This is a genomic window from Rhodanobacter caeni (assembly GCF_039523575.1).
GTDB classification, from domain to species: Bacteria; Pseudomonadota; Gammaproteobacteria; order Xanthomonadales; family Rhodanobacteraceae; genus Rhodanobacter; species Rhodanobacter caeni.
Window position 1 is genome coordinate 897926 of the sequence record NZ_BAAAFO010000002.1, and the last position, 14883, is coordinate 912808.

12 protein-coding genes are annotated in these 14883 nt (G+C 66.8%); 4 read left to right on the plus strand and 8 right to left on the minus strand.

All coding sequences use genetic code 11. The features are described from left to right. Positions 1 to 29: 29 nt before the first annotated feature. Together ABD017_RS08405 and ABD017_RS08410 are read right to left on the minus strand one after the other, a co-directional pair. Entirely contained in the window at positions 30 to 1382 is a 1353-nt protein-coding gene (locus tag ABD017_RS08405) for a TolC family outer membrane protein (protein WP_343882057.1), read from the minus strand. Between the two features lie 34 nt (positions 1383 to 1416). After that, positions 1417 to 2076 carry a protein-L-isoaspartate O-methyltransferase family protein gene (locus ABD017_RS08410; RefSeq protein WP_343882059.1) on the minus strand — a complete coding sequence of 220 codons (660 nt, stop codon included), beginning with the start codon at positions 2074 to 2076 and terminating at the stop codon, positions 1417 to 1419. Positions 2077 to 2360: 284 nt separating this feature from the next. Here ABD017_RS08410 and ABD017_RS08415 point away from each other — a divergent pair, with 284 nt between their 5' ends. Both ABD017_RS08415 and ABD017_RS08420 read left to right on the plus strand, forming a co-directional pair. Beyond that, positions 2361 to 2960: a TetR/AcrR family transcriptional regulator gene (locus ABD017_RS08415; RefSeq protein WP_343882061.1), complete on the plus strand. Its 600-nt coding sequence runs from the start codon at positions 2361 to 2363 to the stop codon at positions 2958 to 2960. Positions 2961 to 3111: 151 nt separating this feature from the next. After that, entirely contained in the window at positions 3112 to 3705 is a 594-nt protein-coding gene (locus ABD017_RS08420; RefSeq protein WP_343882063.1) for a ferritin-like domain-containing protein, read from the plus strand. Positions 3706 to 3740: 35 nt separating this feature from the next. On the opposite strand, the gene ABD017_RS08425 is transcribed toward ABD017_RS08420, so the two are convergent. Together ABD017_RS08425 and ABD017_RS08430 are read right to left on the minus strand one after the other, a co-directional pair. After that, positions 3741 to 4757: a zinc-binding alcohol dehydrogenase family protein gene (locus tag ABD017_RS08425; RefSeq protein ID WP_343882064.1), complete on the minus strand. Its 1017-nt coding sequence runs from the start codon at positions 4755 to 4757 to the stop codon at positions 3741 to 3743. 53 nt (positions 4758 to 4810) lie between these two features. Further along, positions 4811 to 6040, minus strand: coding sequence for an MFS transporter (locus tag ABD017_RS08430; RefSeq protein ID WP_343882066.1), 1230 nt, complete (start codon positions 6038 to 6040; stop codon positions 4811 to 4813). A gap of 99 nt (positions 6041 to 6139) precedes the next feature. Here ABD017_RS08430 and ABD017_RS08435 point away from each other — a divergent pair, with 99 nt between their 5' ends. Both ABD017_RS08435 and ABD017_RS08440 read left to right on the plus strand, forming a co-directional pair. Then, complete coding sequence (locus tag ABD017_RS08435; RefSeq protein WP_343882067.1) at positions 6140 to 7048, plus strand: LysR family transcriptional regulator; 909 nt, start codon at positions 6140 to 6142, stop codon at positions 7046 to 7048. Between the two features lie 46 nt (positions 7049 to 7094). After that, on the plus strand, positions 7095 to 8120 hold the full coding sequence (locus tag ABD017_RS08440) for a DUF2333 family protein (protein WP_343882069.1): 1026 nt from the start codon (positions 7095 to 7097) through the stop codon (positions 8118 to 8120). A gap of 618 nt (positions 8121 to 8738) precedes the next feature. On the opposite strand, the gene ppa is transcribed toward ABD017_RS08440, so the two are convergent. The 4 genes from ppa to ABD017_RS08460 all read right to left on the minus strand — a co-directional run bounded on the left by ppa (position 8739) and on the right by ABD017_RS08460 (position 14795). Continuing rightward, positions 8739 to 9284, minus strand: coding sequence for an inorganic diphosphatase (gene ppa / locus ABD017_RS08445; RefSeq protein ID WP_343882071.1), 546 nt, complete (start codon positions 9282 to 9284; stop codon positions 8739 to 8741). Positions 9285 to 9391: 107 nt separating this feature from the next. Continuing rightward, positions 9392 to 10240, minus strand: coding sequence for a 2OG-Fe(II) oxygenase (locus ABD017_RS08450; protein WP_343882073.1), 849 nt, complete (start codon positions 10238 to 10240; stop codon positions 9392 to 9394). Between the two features lie 86 nt (positions 10241 to 10326). Beyond that, a complete protein-coding gene (locus ABD017_RS08455; protein WP_343882232.1) occupies positions 10327 to 12399 on the minus strand; it encodes a prolyl oligopeptidase family serine peptidase in 2073 nt (690 codons plus the stop codon). A gap of 344 nt (positions 12400 to 12743) precedes the next feature. Beyond that, the gene (locus ABD017_RS08460; RefSeq protein ID WP_343882075.1) at positions 12744 to 14795 is read right to left on the minus strand and encodes a sodium-translocating pyrophosphatase; all 2052 of its coding nucleotides are present in this window, start codon (positions 14793 to 14795) and stop codon (positions 12744 to 12746) included. Positions 14796 to 14883: the final 88 nt, after the last annotated feature.

Here is a 14883-nt window from a genome sequence, read left to right on the forward strand (position 1 = left end):
GGCCGTTTTTTTGTTCATGTGACGACGGTTTACTGCAGCAAGGCGTTGATCGCTTCCATGTCCTTGATGTCCGCCGTGCCCGAGGACTGCTTCAGCAACAGCTTGTTCAGCACGAACTGGTGGCGCGCCTGCGAGTACTCGCTTTCGGCCTGGGTGAGGTTCTGGATCTGGATCAGCACGTTGGTCATCGTCTGCGTGCCCACGTCGAAGCCTGCGCGGGTCGCCTCCAGCGCCTTCTTGCCGGAGTCCACCGCCGCGCGGGTCGACTCGACCTGCGAAATGCCGGCGATCACCGAGCGGTAGTTGTTGAGCGTGGTGCGGATCACCTGCCGGCGCTGCGACTCGAGCGCGTCCTGGGCCGAGTCGCGCTGGTAGATCGACTGGCGCACCCGCGACTGGGTGGCGCCGCCGGAGAAGATCGGCACGTTCAGGGTCAGCCCGATGGTGGTGGCGCCGCGATTGTCCTGGCGGCCGCTGCCGATGTTCTGGTACCAGCTGGCGTTCTTGCCGTAGCTGACGTTGGCGGTGATGGTGGGCAGGTGGCCGGCGCGCGCCGCGCTGATGTTGTGCTCGGTGGTCTCCACGTTGCTGCGCTGGGCCAGCAGGTCGGGGTTGGTCTCCAGCGCCTGCTTCACCCATGCGTCGGGATCGTTCGGGGCAGGCGGCTGCATCGGCAGGTCTTCGCGCAGCTTCTTCAGCTCGCCGGTGGGCTTGCCGGTGATCTCGGTCAGCGCCTCGCGGGCATCGTTGAGCGCGTTTTCCGTGGCGATCGTGTTGGCCTTGGCCGCCTCGTAGTAGGACTTGGCCTGGTACACGTCGGTGACCGCCGAAAGGCCGACCTTGTAGCGCTGGTTGGACTGCTCGTACTGCTGGCGGTAGGCGTCCTCGTTGGCCTTGGCGTAAGCCAGCTGATCCTCGCCGGTGAGCACGTTGAAGTAGGCCTGGGTGACGCGCACGTACAACTGCTGCAAGGCGGACTGGTAGAGCTCGTCCTGCGCCTGGGCGGCGGAGTGCGCGGCCTTGAGGTTGGCGTACTCGCTGAAATCCAGGATCGTCTGGCTGAGCTGCGCACTCATGTTGCGCGTGCGGGTGTGGCCGAACTGGCTGGTGTCGATCGTGCGGTTGGGATTCGTCGGGTCCTGGATCACCTCGTGGTTGCCACCGTTGGTCTGCTGCAGCGTCAACCCGGCGGAAACCTGCGGCAGCAGCAGCGCGCGCGCCTGGTCCACGTTTTCGCCGATGGCCAATCGCGTGGCGTCCGCCTGCATCAGCACCGGATCGTTGGCGCGGGCTTCACGGTACGCGTCCAGCAGGTCCTCGCCATGGCTGGGCAGTGAAACGGCGGCCATCGCCAAGGCCAGTGTGAGCAGCTTCAAACGCATGGGTTGCCTCGTGGGGAAGTCGGGGGCGGAGAAGTCAGAGAACGAAGGGTTGCAGCGGCTCGGCGTGCTTCAGGTAGGGCAGGTCGGTTTCGAACAGGATCTCCTCGCGGAAACGCCCTTCGCCCTCGAGCGTCAACAAGGTGGCGTGCTGCACCGGCGACTTGCCGCGCACGACCACCGCGCGGCCGTTGGGCTTGAGCCAGCCCAGCCAGCGTGGCGGCAGGGTGGCCACCGCGCCGGTAACGACCAGCGCGTCGAAGACCTCGCCAGGCTGCCAGTCGTTGACGGCTTCGCCCGTCGCCAGCTTGACGTTGGTGACCTTGGCCGCCTGCAGCCGCTGCGCCGCCGCGGCGGTGAAATCGGCGTGGATGTCCACGCTGGTGACGTGCCCGGAGAGCCCCGCCAGGCAGGCGGTGAGGAAGCCCGAGCCGGTGCCGATCTCCAGCACGCGATCGGCGGGCAGCAACTCCAGCGCCTGCAGCACGCGGCCTTCGACCACGGGCTTCATCATCACCTCGCCATGGCCGATGGGCAGGCACAGGTCGGCGAACGCCAGTCGGCGGTGTTCGGCGGCAACGAAATCCTCGCGCCGCACGCGGCCGATCACGTCCAGCACGCGACCGTCCAGCACTTCCCAGGGCCGCACCTGGTTTTCGACCATGTTCAGCCGCGCCTGCTCGAAATTCATTGCCATTTCAGCGGATGTCCCGTCAATCGGAAAAGGTGAAGAAGAATAAGCGTCTGGCCACATTCCGACAATCACAGCGTGACGGCCCGGCCCGCCGCCACGTAGTGCCGGAAGTCATCGCGAAGGGTTGACGCACGTCATTGAGCGCCGGTGACAGGCGCAGAAGAATGGCGTTTCTGGAAAATAATTGTACCGTCGCGTATAATAAAGGCCAGACTCTCATTTGTGAAGGTGCGGGCATGACCAGCGGCGCGCAAACAAAGCCACAGGGACCGGGCCGCCCCAAGGACATGGAAAAACGTGCGGCGATCCTGGCCGCAGCCAAGGCCTTGTTCATACGCAATGCGTTTGCCGGTACCAGCATGGATGCCATCGCCGCCGAGGCGAAGGTTTCCAAGCTGACCGTGTACAGCCATTTCGGCGACAAGGACAACCTCTTCCGCGAAGTGATCCGTTCGCGCATCGAGGATCTGCTGCCCGAGGACATCTACCGGTTCGATCCCGACGTGGGCATCGAGCAGACCCTGCACGCCATCGCGCAGGCGCACATGCACATCGATTGCCAGGCCGAGCACGTGGGCACGTTCCGGGCGATCCTCAGCGATTGCCGCCAGGGCAATCCGCGCTACGGCAAGCTGCTGTGGGAAGAGGGCCCGGCGCGCATGCACCGGCTGATGGAGAACCTGCTGCAGCAGGCGGTCGACCACGGCGCGCTGGACATTCCCGTGGTGAAGACGGCCAGCGTGCAGTTCTTCTCGCTGATCAAGGGCGACATGCTGTTGCGCCGGCTGTTCGGCTGCGACGAATGCCCGGAGACCGCCGCCGCGGAAATCGCGGAGATGGCGCGCACCGGCGTCAATACCTTCCTGCGCGCCTACGCCCCGCGCTGAGCGCGGACATCCCTGCCGTTTGCTCCATCGCCGCGCGCCTTGCTGGTCGGGGCGCGCATCGCTACTGGCCGTCCGCGTTTACGCGGTCACCACAGGGGCGCGGCGTAAGCTCGCCGGATACGTGATCCGACCCAAGCTTGAGGAAACCTGCATGGCCGCCAACAACCAACCGTTCCTTTCCGATATCCAGACCATCCGCAGGCGCGCGCGCGAGCACATGCAGCAGGGCGCGGTCACCGACAGCTACACGCTCGATCGCGACACCGTGCTGAAGCTGCTGAACGAGGCGCTGGCGACCGAGCTGGTCTGCGTGCTGCGCTACAAGGCGCACTACTACCTGGCGTCGGGCATCAATGCCAAGAGCGTGGCGGCCGAGTTTCTCGAGCATGCCAACGAGGAGCAGGGCCATGCCGACCAGATTGCCGAGCGCATCACCCAGCTCGACGGCACGCCCAATTTCGAACCCGATGGCCTGTCCGCCCGCAGCCACGCCGAGTTCGTGGTGCCCGACGATCTCGCCGCCATGATCGAGGAAAACCTCGTCGCCGAGCGCATCGCGATCGACAGCTACCGCGAAATCATCAACTTCGTGGGCGATCGGGACACCACCACCAAGCGCATGCTGGAAGGCATCCTGGCGGTGGAGGAGGAGCACGCCGAGGACATGAAGACGCTGATGGAGGATTTCGGCAAGAAGGGCGAGCCGGCCAAGCCGTCGTCCGGCTCCTCCGCCGTCGCCGGCTGAGCTTCCGAGGGTGGCGTGGCCACCCTCGTCAGGGGTCACCAGCTGGCCACAACCAGCTTGCCGATTGTCGTGCCCGATTCGAGCAGGCGATGCGCTTCACGCAGGTTTGCCGCATGGATGGGCGTGAGCGTATCGGTACGCGTGCCACGCAGTTCGCCGGCGTCGATCAGTTCGGCGACACGATCGAGGATGCGGCCCTGTTCGGCCTGGTCGGCCGTTTTGAAGCGTGGCCGGCTGAACATCATTTCCCAGTGGATGCCGATGGCCTTGGCCTTGTATGGGTCGCCGATCCGTAGCGCGCCTGCGGGCTCCACGATCAGGCCGACATGGCCCAGCGGGGCGATGAGCTCGCCCACGGTTTCCCAGTAGCGATCGGTATCGGCAAGGTTCAACACCGCGTCGACCTGGCTCATCCCCAGCGCCTTCAACTGCGGCGCCAGCGGCTCACGATGGTTGACCACGTGTTGCGCGCCCATTGATTGGCACCACGCCACCGTTTCGTCGCGCGATGCGGTGGCGATCACCGTGAAGCCCGCACGCCGCGCCAGCTGGATCGCGATCGAACCCACGCCGCCGGCCCCTCCGATGATCAGCAAGGTCTTGCCCTCGCCGCCGTGCTCGCTGTCGAACGGCATGCGCTGGAACAGCAATTCCCATGCGGTGAGCGTGGTCAGTGGCAGCGCTGCCGCGTCCGCCAGATCGATCGATTTCGGGGCGTGCCCGACCAGTCGTGCGTCCACCGCCTGGTATTGCGCATTGCTGCCGGCGCGGGTGATGTCGCCGGCGTAGTAGACGCGGTCGCCGGGGCGGAACCCTTCCACGCGGGCGCCGACCGACTCGACCACGCCGGCCGCGTCGTAGCCCAGAATCTTCGGTTGCGTTTCCACCTGCGGCTTGGGCGAGCGCACCTTGGTATCGACCGGATTCACCGACACCGCCTCCACCCGCACGAGCAGGTCGTATGCGCCCGGTTCGGGCATGGGCAACTCCACGTCGACGAGGGAGGCAGGGTCGTTGATGGGCAGGTAGCGGGTGAGGGCAACGGCTTTCATGCGGGTCTCCTTGAAGGTGAGGCGATCAGTGATGCGGTAGCGTTCCAGTAAAGCTAATCGGAATAACGTGGCGTGACGGCGCATGCGCTACCGGCGATGTCCGGTTCGCGGCGCGGACGGTCCAGCCGCACGCTGTACAGCGCCACGGCCAGACCGAGCAACGGCAGCAACGCGGCGGCCCAGGTCACCGCGTCCAGGCCCGGCCCATGGCTGATCACCACGCCGCCCAGCCCGGCGCCGATCGCATTGCCGAGATTGAACGCGGCGATGTTGAAGCTGGACGCCAGCACCTGGCCGCCGGTGGCTTTCTGCAGCACGCGCAACTGCAGCGGTGCCACGGTGGCGAACCCCACGATGCCGAACAACGCACTGAACGCGATCATCGCCGGCTTGCTGTGCAGTGCGAACGTCATCGCGCCCAGCACGATCGCCAGCGCGACCAGCGAGCCGAGCAGCGTCATCACCAGATGCTTGTCCGCCAGCCGGCCGCCGAGAAGGTTGCCCAGCACCATGCCGCCGCCGAGCACCAGCAGGATCGGCGACACCGCACTGTCGGCGAAGCCGGTGACGCGGGTGAGGATGGGCTGGATGTAGGTGAACATCGCAAACACCCCGGCAAAACCCAGCACGGTGATCAGCAGGCCGAGCAGGACTTGCGGATGCGCGATGCCCTTCAATTCCTCGATGAACTTCATCGGCGCGTGCTCGCCGCGGTCGGCGGGCACCAGGGTGGCGATGATGGCCGTGGCCAGCACGCCGATCGCGCTGACCGCCCAGAACGTGCTGCGCCAACCGAAGTGCAGGCCCAGCCACGCACCGGCCGGCACGCCGAGCAGGGTGGCCACGGTCAAGCCGGTGAACATGATCGAGATCGCCGACGCCTTGCGATCCTCCGTCACCAACCCGGTCGCCACCACCGCACCCACGCCGAAGAACGTGCCGTGTGCCAGCGAGGTCATCACCCGCGCGATCATCAGTGCCGCGTAGCTCGGTGCCAATGCGCTGGCCAGGTTGCCGAGGGTGAAGATGATCATCAAGGCGATCAGTGCGGTCTTGTGCGGCAACCGGCTGGTGGCCGCCGTGAGCAGCGGCGCACCCACGAACACGCCCAGCGCATAACCCGAGATCAGCAGGCCGGCCGTGGCGATGCTCACGTGCAGGTCGGCGGATACCTGCAGCAGCAGGCCCATGATCACGAACTCGGTGGTGCCGATGCCGAACGCCCGAGCGGTCAGCGCGTACAGCGCCAGCGGCGTGCGTGGTCGGGTGGAAAGGGCGCGCATGGTGGCAATCCCGAAGAAACGATGCGGCAGCTTAGGCAGTTGCGTTTTATTCCGGAACCATCAAGATGGCTAATCATTTTCAACAAATCATTGATTGTCATGGACCGCATCGGCGACCTCGGCCTGTTCCTGCGCGTGCTCGACCTGGGGTCGATCAGCGCCGCCGCGCGCAGCCTCGATCTTTCGGTGGCGGTGGCCAGCCAGCGCCTGAAGCGGCTGGAGCGCGAACTGGGCGTGCGCCTGCTGCACCGGACCACGCGCCAGTTGCACGCCACGCCCGAGGGCCTGCTGCTGGCCGAACAGGGCCGCGCGCTGGTGGAGGATCTGGAGTCGCTCACCGATGGCCTGCGCCAGGGCGCCACCGACGTCAGCGGCGTGCTGCGGGTCACCATGTCGGCGGCCTTCGGCGGCCAGTACATCTCGCCGCTGCTGCCGGAATTTCTCGAGCGCCATCCGCGGGTGAAGCTGAGCGTGAATCTCGATGACCAGATCGTGGATCTGGTCGGCGCGGGCTTCGATCTCGGCATCCGCATCGGCGACATGGGCGATTCCTCGCTGGTGGCGCGCCGGCTGGCGATCAACCGGCGCGTGCTGTGCGCATCGCCGGCGTACCTGCGCAAGCACGGACGGCCGCGTACGCCGGCGGAGCTGGCCAGGCACGACTGCCTGCTGCTGGTCGGCCGCCAGGGTCGGCAGGATGTGTGGCACTTCACCGATCGCAAGGGGCGCGACCTCGCGCAACGGGTGCGGGGCCGTTTCGAGAGCAACCAGGGGGCGCTGCTGCGCGACGCGGTGGTGGCCGGGCTCGGCATCGCGATGCATTCGCTGTGGCATGTGCACGAGCAGCTGCGCAGTGGCCAGTTGCAGCTGCTGCTGCCGGACTATCCCCTACACGCCACCGGCATCTACGCGGTGATGCCGCAGCGACGGCTGGTGCCGCCGCGGGTACGTGCCTTCATCGATTTCCTGGCCGGACGGTTCGGCGATCATCCGCCGTGGGAGCGCTGAGCGGCGTTGTAAGCTTGCCGCATCCCCGCCAGCCACAGGAATCCCGATGCCCACTCCGGATACAACGAATCCGCCGCGCCGCGGCCTGCTGCGCGGTATCGCCGCCGCCGTTGCGCTGGTATTGCTACTGGTGCTGGCGCTGATGTGGTGGTGGGATGCCGAGCCGCCGCTGTTCGATCCACCCGCCGAGGCGCGCACGCAGTTGCAGGACCTGAAGCGGCCCACCAGCGTGGGCGCCACCACCACGGCCACCCTGATCGCCTCGGTGCGCACGCTGCTGGACAAGCGCGGCGGCTACCTCAGCAACGACAAGCTGCCGCCGGGCGCGTGGATGGACAACGTGCCGAACTGGGAATTCGGCTCGCTCACCGCCTCGCGCGACCTGGTGCGCGCCCTGCGCAACGACTTCAGCCGCTCGCAGGCGCAATCCACCGAAGACAAGGACCTGGCCGAGGCCGACCCGCTGCTCAACAGCCCCAACGACCGCTGGCTGCTGCCCAGTTCCGAGAGCCAGTACCGCAAGGCGATTGGCCATCTAAACGGCTATCTGTCGCGCCTGGGCGATGACGAGGGCGCGTCGGCGCATTTCTACGCCCGCGCCGACAACCTGGCCGATTACCTGCAACTGGCGTCGTCGCGGCTGGGCTCGTTGTCGCAGCGGCTGTCGGCCAGCGTGGGCCAGCTGCGCATCGGCGATCCCGGCGCCGACCAGCCGGCCCGTGCCGGCACCGCCGCCATGGCGGCGACCGCCCGCAGCCAACTGGTGAAGACGCCCTGGACAAAGATCGACGACAACTTCTACGAGGCGCGCGGCTACACCTGGGCATTGCTGGAGCAGCTCAAGGCCATGCAGCACGACTTCGGCCCCATCCTGCGCAGCAAGCACGCCGACGTGAGCCTGCAGCAGGTGATCCGCGAGCTGGAGGAAGCCCAGCGGCCATTGAACAGCCCGATGGTGCTGAACGGCTCGCCGTTCGGCTTCTTCGCCAACCATTCGCTGGTGATGGCCAACTACGTCTCGCGCGCGAACGCCGCGATCATCGACTTGCGCGAATTGCTCAAGCGGGGGTGAGCGGAGGGGCGAGGGGCGAGGGGCGAGGGGCGAGGGGCGAGGGGCGAGGGGCGAGGGGCGAGAGGCGAGAGTCGAGAGTCGAGAGTCGAGAGTCGAGAGTCGACGCGGCTCGATGAGGCCGTAATTGCCGCACCTCAGCGCCAGAGAGCACCGTAATACCCTCTCCCCTGCGGGGAGAGGGCAGGGGAGAGGGGGCCGGTGCTTGCGGGAGAGCCGATTCCGCGGCTTCCGGACGTCGTGAAGAAGCTCCGCTGGAACTTCCCCGCGGCGTGTCCCCCTCTCCCTACCCTCTCCCCGCGGGGGAGAGGGGATTACGGCATTTGCGGGCGTTGAGGTGGGGCGGGTGTGGCTTCTGGGCATCGGGGAGAAGCTCCGCTGGAACTTCCCCGCGGCGTGTCCCCCTCTCCCTACCCTCTCCCCGCGGGGGAGAGGGGATTACGGCATTTGCGGGCGTTGAGGTGGGGCGGGTGTGGCTTCTGGGCGTCGGGGAGAAGCTCCGCTGGAGCTTCCCCGCGGCGTGCCCCCTCTCCCTACCCTCTCCCCGCAGGGGAGAGGGGATTACGGCTTTGCGAGCCTTGAGGCGTGCTGTTACGGCAGCGTCCGGCTTGCCGGTTCGCCTCAGGCTTTCGCCGCCTTCTCTGCCTGATACCGGGCGATGCCGGCGGTGATTTCGGTTTTGGCCTCTTCGGCGCCGACCCAGCCGGCGACCTTCACCCACTTGCCCTTCTCCAGGTCCTTGTAGTGCTCGAAGAAGTGGCCGATGCGCTCCAGCCAGTGCGGCGAGACACCTTTCATGTCGTTGATGTGCGCGTAGCCGGGGAACACCTTGGGCGAGGGGATCACCACCAGCTTCTCGTCGCTGCCCGCCTCGTCGGTCATCTTCAGCATGCCGACCGGGTGGCAGCGGATCACCGAACCCACGGTCAGCGGCAGGGGCAGGATCACCAGCGCGTCCAGCGGGTCGCCGTCGCCGCCCAGGGTGCCCGGCACGTAGCCGTAGTTGCACGGGTAGCGCATCGGCGTGGACAGGATGCGGTCGACGAAGATCGCGCCGCTTTCCTTGTCCACCTCGTACTTGACCGGCTCGGCATCCTTGGGGATTTCGATGATGACGTTGATTTCTTCCGGCACGTTGCGACCGGCGGGGACGAGATGCAGACCCATGGGGTGTCCTAGGCAAGAGAGGGAGGAAAGTCAGCCGCCTAGGATACGCCAAACCTTGCTGCATCGCAGCGACCGGGCCGCTTGCGCGTGTCGTGGCAGGTGGTCGATCAGCGCTTCGAGCCTTGCCCGAAAGGCCGTTCGCGCAGCCACAGGGTGGCGATCCACTTCTCGCCCTGGAGCACCGGCAAGCCGGCGTGCAGCGACCTCTGGTCGCCGCCTTCGTAGGCGAAATAGACGGCCGAACCACGCCGCGCCGTCACGGTGAGCCCGATCTCGGGAAACGCCGTGCCGCCGCCGCGCTCGGGGGTGTTGAGGTACATCACCACGCTGGCGATGCGCTGCCCCGCGTGAGCGGTGAGCTTGTCGTACCCGGGCAAGGCCGGATCGAACCAGTCGTAGTGCGGCTCGTATTCCTGCCCGGTACCGTAATGCAGGATCTGCAGGCCCTCGCCGTGGCTGGCCGGCACGCCCAGCAGATGCGCCAGGCGCTGTTCGATGGCGGCCACCAGCGGCGTTTCGGCGGTGCGGAAGAACATGCCCTCGCTGGTGCGCCGGTGGTCGATCTGCTCCCTGCCGCTGCTGTCCACGGTCAGCGCGCGCTGCATGCGCGGCCGAGCCAGGTCGATCAGGTCGGCGCATTCCCGTTCCGACAGCAGGCCATCGAGCACGCGCAACGCCGGCGCGTCGACGCTGACGGGAATGCCGATGGTGCGCCCGTCGATGACGGCCTCCGGCGCTTCCGGGTGCCTCGTGCGCACACCCCGCGGTTTGCCGGTGGTGGCGTGCAGGGCGGCCAGCGGCAGCTTCATCACCTCGGCCACGATGCTGCGGCTTTGCCGCGGGTCGTAGCCGTTCTCCTTCATCAGGCGCAGGACGTCGTCGACGCCATGGCCGGCCCGGGTGGTTTCGAGAATCCATTCGCGCAGTGCAGGGGTGATGGTGACGCGTGGATGCATGTGACGGCCGTCGGGCTGATCGGGGAGGCGCAAAGCTTACCTGCCGGACTGCCGGCAGGTCGCGATATCCCGGTGCCGGCGTTGCGCTATTTCAACTGATCCCACAGGAAGTCGTACGCCATGGCGTGCATGTGCGCTGATTGCTTGTTGTCCGCACCCGCGCCGTGGCCGCCTTCCAGGTTCTCGTAGAACCACACGTCCGGGTGACCCTGCGCCTGCATGCGGGCGGCCATCTTGCGTGCCTGCACCGGGCCCACGCGGTCGTCGCTGGTGGCCGTGTAGAACAGCACCGGCGGGTAGTCGACGCCCTTTTTCACGTTCTGGTACGGCGAGAAGGTCTTGATGAAATTCCAGTCGGCGCTGTCGGGGTTGCCGTATTCGGCCATCCACGAGGCGCCGGCGGAAAGGTGGATGTAGCGCTTCATGTCCAGCAGCGGCACTTCGCAGGCGATGGCGCCGAACAGCTGCGGATACAGGATGAGCATGTTGCCCATCAGCAGGCCGCCGTTGCTGCCACCCTCGGCGCCGAGATGGTCGGGCGAGGTGACGCCTCGCTTGATCAGGTCCTGCGCTACCGCCGCGAAATCCTCGTAGGCGCGCGGGCGATTCGCCTTCAGGGCGGCCTGGTGCCATTGCGGGCCGTATTCGCCGCCGCCGCGGATGTTGGCGATCACGTAGACGCCGCCGCGCTCCAGCCAGGCGCGGCCGATGCTGCCGCTGTAGTGCGGCTGCAGCGAGACTTCGAAACCGCCGTAGCCATACAGCAGCGTGCGGTTGCGGCCGTCGAGCTTGATGTTCTTCGGGGCGATCTCGAAATACGGCACGCGGGTGCCGTCCTTCGAGGTGACGAAATGCTGGCTCACGGTGAAGGCCGATGCGTCGAAGAACGCCGGGTCCTGCTTGATCGTGGTGGCCGGCTCGCTGCCCAGCACGCCGCGCTGCAGCGCGGTGGGCGTCAGGAAGCCGGTGACGTCGAGCCAGTATTCGTCGCTGTGGTCGGGGTCGGTGCCGACCACGCTGATCGTGCTCATCGCCGGCGCGCCGGGCAGGCTTTCGCGCTTCCAGTCGCCCGCCTGCGGCGTCAGTACTTCGAGCCGGCTCTTGACGTCGTCCAGGATGTCCAGGATCAGGTGGTGCTGCGTCCAGTCGTACGAAGCCAGCGAGGTGTGCGCGTCGGGCTTGAACAGCACGGTGAAATGCGGCTTGCCGGCCATGAACGCGTCGAAGTCCGCCGCCAGCAGCGCGCCGGACGGGTAGGTGCTGCCGCCCACCGTCCATGGCGAGCGCGTCTGCACCAGCAGCCATTGGCGATGCACATCGGCGCTGGCGTCGGTAGGCACGTCGACGCGCACCAGTTTGCCGTCGATGCGCTGGTACAGCTCGCTGTGGAAAAAATCCTTGGCGACGGAGACGAAATCGCGCTCGAAGCCCGGCGTGCGGTCGTGGTAGGCGCCGACCGCCAGGTCGCTGGATTTGCCTTCGTACACGGTGGTGGCCGATGACAGTGGCGTGCCGCGCTTCCACTCCTTCACGATGCGCGGATAGCTCGACTCGGTCATCGTGCCGGGGCCGAAATCCGTGCCGACGTAAACAGTATCTTCATCGATCCAGCCGGCCTCGGTCTTCGCCACCGGCAGGTCGAAGCCGCCTTTCACGAACGACTTGGCGGCAATGTCGAATTCGCGCACGGCCACCGCGTCGCCGCCGTCGGGCGACAGCGAGATCAGGCAGCGGTTGTAATCCGGCTTCAGGCATTGCGTGCCCTTGAACACCCAGCGCTTGTCTTCGGCCTTGTTCAGCGCATCCACGTCCAGCAGCACTTCCCACGTCGGGTTCGCCTTGCGGTATTCGGCCAGCGTGGTGCGGCGCCATACGCCGCGCGGATGCGCCTTGTCGCGCCAGAAGTTGTACAGGTAATCGCCACGGCGGCTGACGTCGGGGATGCGCGCGTCGGAGTCGAGCACCTCGAGGATGCTGTCGCGGGTTTTCTCGAAATCCGCGCCGGCGGCGAACCGCGCCGTCGTCCTGGCATTTTCCTTTTCCACCCACGCCAGCGATCGGCTGCCGTGGATGTCTTCCAGCCACAGGAAGGGATCGTCGGTGGCTGTCGCGGTGGCGGGCTGAGCGGGCGTCTTGTCGCGGGCATGGGCATCGTTCATGCCCACCAGTGTGACGCCCAGCGCCAGCATCAGCCAGAGCGATCGATTCATTGTCATGGGAGGTCCTGCGGTAGGTGATCGTCCGCCAGTGTGCCATCGCGCCGTGGTGGGCACGTGTGGCTAAAGTCAGTGCGGAAGGTTGGGTGTGGGGCGGAAAAGGCGAACCCCGCGTGGGCGGGGTTCGGTGGGATGCGTTGGAGTGTCTGCCTCGGCCGAGCGCGCGAGATAGGTGATTTGGTCTGCGCTTGAGCTCCCTCTCCCCAACCCCTCTCTCCCGCAAGGGGACTTCCTTCGGTCGCCGCAAGCGGGAGAGGGGCGATCGTGCCGGGCAGGCGCTGCTTCGGCTACAGCAAGGGAATGAGTAGCAACGCCACGATGTTGATGATCTTGATCAAGGGATTCACCGCGGGGCCTGCGGTGTCCTTGTACGGGTCGCCCACGGTGTCGCCGGTGACGGCAGCCTTGTGGGCTTCCGAGCCCTTGCCGCCGTGGTTGCCGTCCTCGATGTATTTCTTGGCGTTGTCCCAGGCGCCGCCGCCGGTGGTCATCGAGATGGCCACGAACAGGCCGGTGACGATGGTGCCGATCAGCACGCCGCCCAGCGCCTGCGCGCCGGCCTCGGGGCCGCCGAGCCATTTGAAGCCGACGATCACCAGCACCGGCACCAGCACCGGCAGCAGCGAGGGCATGATCATTTCGCGGATGGCCGAACGGGTCAGCATGTCCACCGCGCGCGAATACTCCGGCTTGGCGGTGCCTTCCATGATGCCGGCGATCTGGCTGAACTGGCGGCGCACCTCGACCACCACGGCGCCGGCGGCACGGCCGACCGCCTCCATCGCCATCGCACCGAACAGGTACGGGATCAGGCCGCCGATCAGCAGGCCGATGATCACGTAATGGTTCGACAGGTCGAAGCTCACGATGGAGCCCTCGAAATGCTGGCTGAGGTTGTGGGTGTAGTCGGCGAACAGCACCAGCGCGGCCAGCGCGGCCGAACCGATGGCGTAGCCCTTGGTCACCGCCTTGGTGGTGTTGCCCACGGCGTCCAGCGGGTCGGTGACGCCGCGCACTTCCGGCGGCAGGTCCGCCATCTCGGCGATGCCGCCGGCGTTGTCGGTGATCGGGCCGTAGGCATCCAGCGCCACCACCATGCCGGCCATCGACAGCATGGCGGTCGCCGCAATGGCGATGCCGTACAGGCCGCCCAGCGCGTAGGCGCCCCAGATCGCGGCGCATACCGCGATCACCGGCCATGCGGTGGATTTCATCGACACGCCCAGGCCCGCGATGATGTTGGTGCCGTGGCCGGTGGTGGAGGCCGCCGCGATGTGCTGCACCGGCTTGTACTGGGTGCCGGTGTAGTACTCGGTGATCCACACAATGGCGCCGGTCAGCGCCAGCCCGATCAGCGTGCAACCCCACAGGCTCATCGCGCCGTGGCTGAAGTCGGGCATCAGGTGCGTGGTGATCGGGTAGAACGCCACCGCCGCCAGCACCGCCGACACCACCACGCCCTTGTACAGCGCACCCATGATCGAGCCGCCGGGTTTCACCTTCACGAACAGCGTGCCGATGATCGAGGCGATGATCGACACCGCGCCCAGCAGCAGCGGATACAGCACCGCGTTGGCACCCACGTCGGCCACCATCAGGCTGCCCAGCAGCATGGTGGCGATCACGGTGACCGCATAGGTTTCGAACAGGTCGGCGGCCATGCCGGCGCAGTCGCCCACGTTGTCGCCCACGTTGTCGGCGATCACTGCCGGGTTGCGCGGGTCGTCCTCGGGAATGCCGGCCTCTACCTTGCCGACCAGGTCCGCGCCCACGTCGGCGCCCTTGGTGAAGATGCCGCCGCCCAGGCGCGCGAAGATCGAGATCAGCGAGCTGCCAAAGGCGAAACCCACCAGCGCATGCAGCGCCGGCTCGCCGCTGATGCCCATGCGGGTGAGGATCAACCAGTAGCCGGCCACGCCCAGCAGGGCCAGCCCCACCACCAGCATGCCGGTGATGGCGCCACCGCGGAACGCCACGTCCATCGCCTTGCCCAGGCCGCCGCGCGCGGCTTCGGCGGTGCGCACATTGGCCTGCACCGAGACGTTCATGCCGATGTAGCCGGCGGCGCCGGACAACACCGCACCCAGCAGAAAGCCGATCGCGGTGGGCCAGCTCAGAAAGAATCCGATCAGCAGAAGCAGCACCACGCCGACCATCGCGATGGTGGTGTACTGGCGGTTGAGGTAGGCACGGGCGCCTTCCTGGATGGCCGCGGCGATCTCCTGCATTCGTTCGTTGCCCGGCGATTTGGCCAGGATCCAGCGCGCCGAGAACGCGCCATACAAAACCGCCACTACCGCACACCCCAGAACGATCCACCAGCCATGCTGTTGCAGCATCGGAGCCTCCCCATGAGTTGTCAGTGGCCGTCCGGACGGGCGGTCGCAACGAGTATAGGCAGAGGTTGCCGCACTGGCTGTTGTGCGG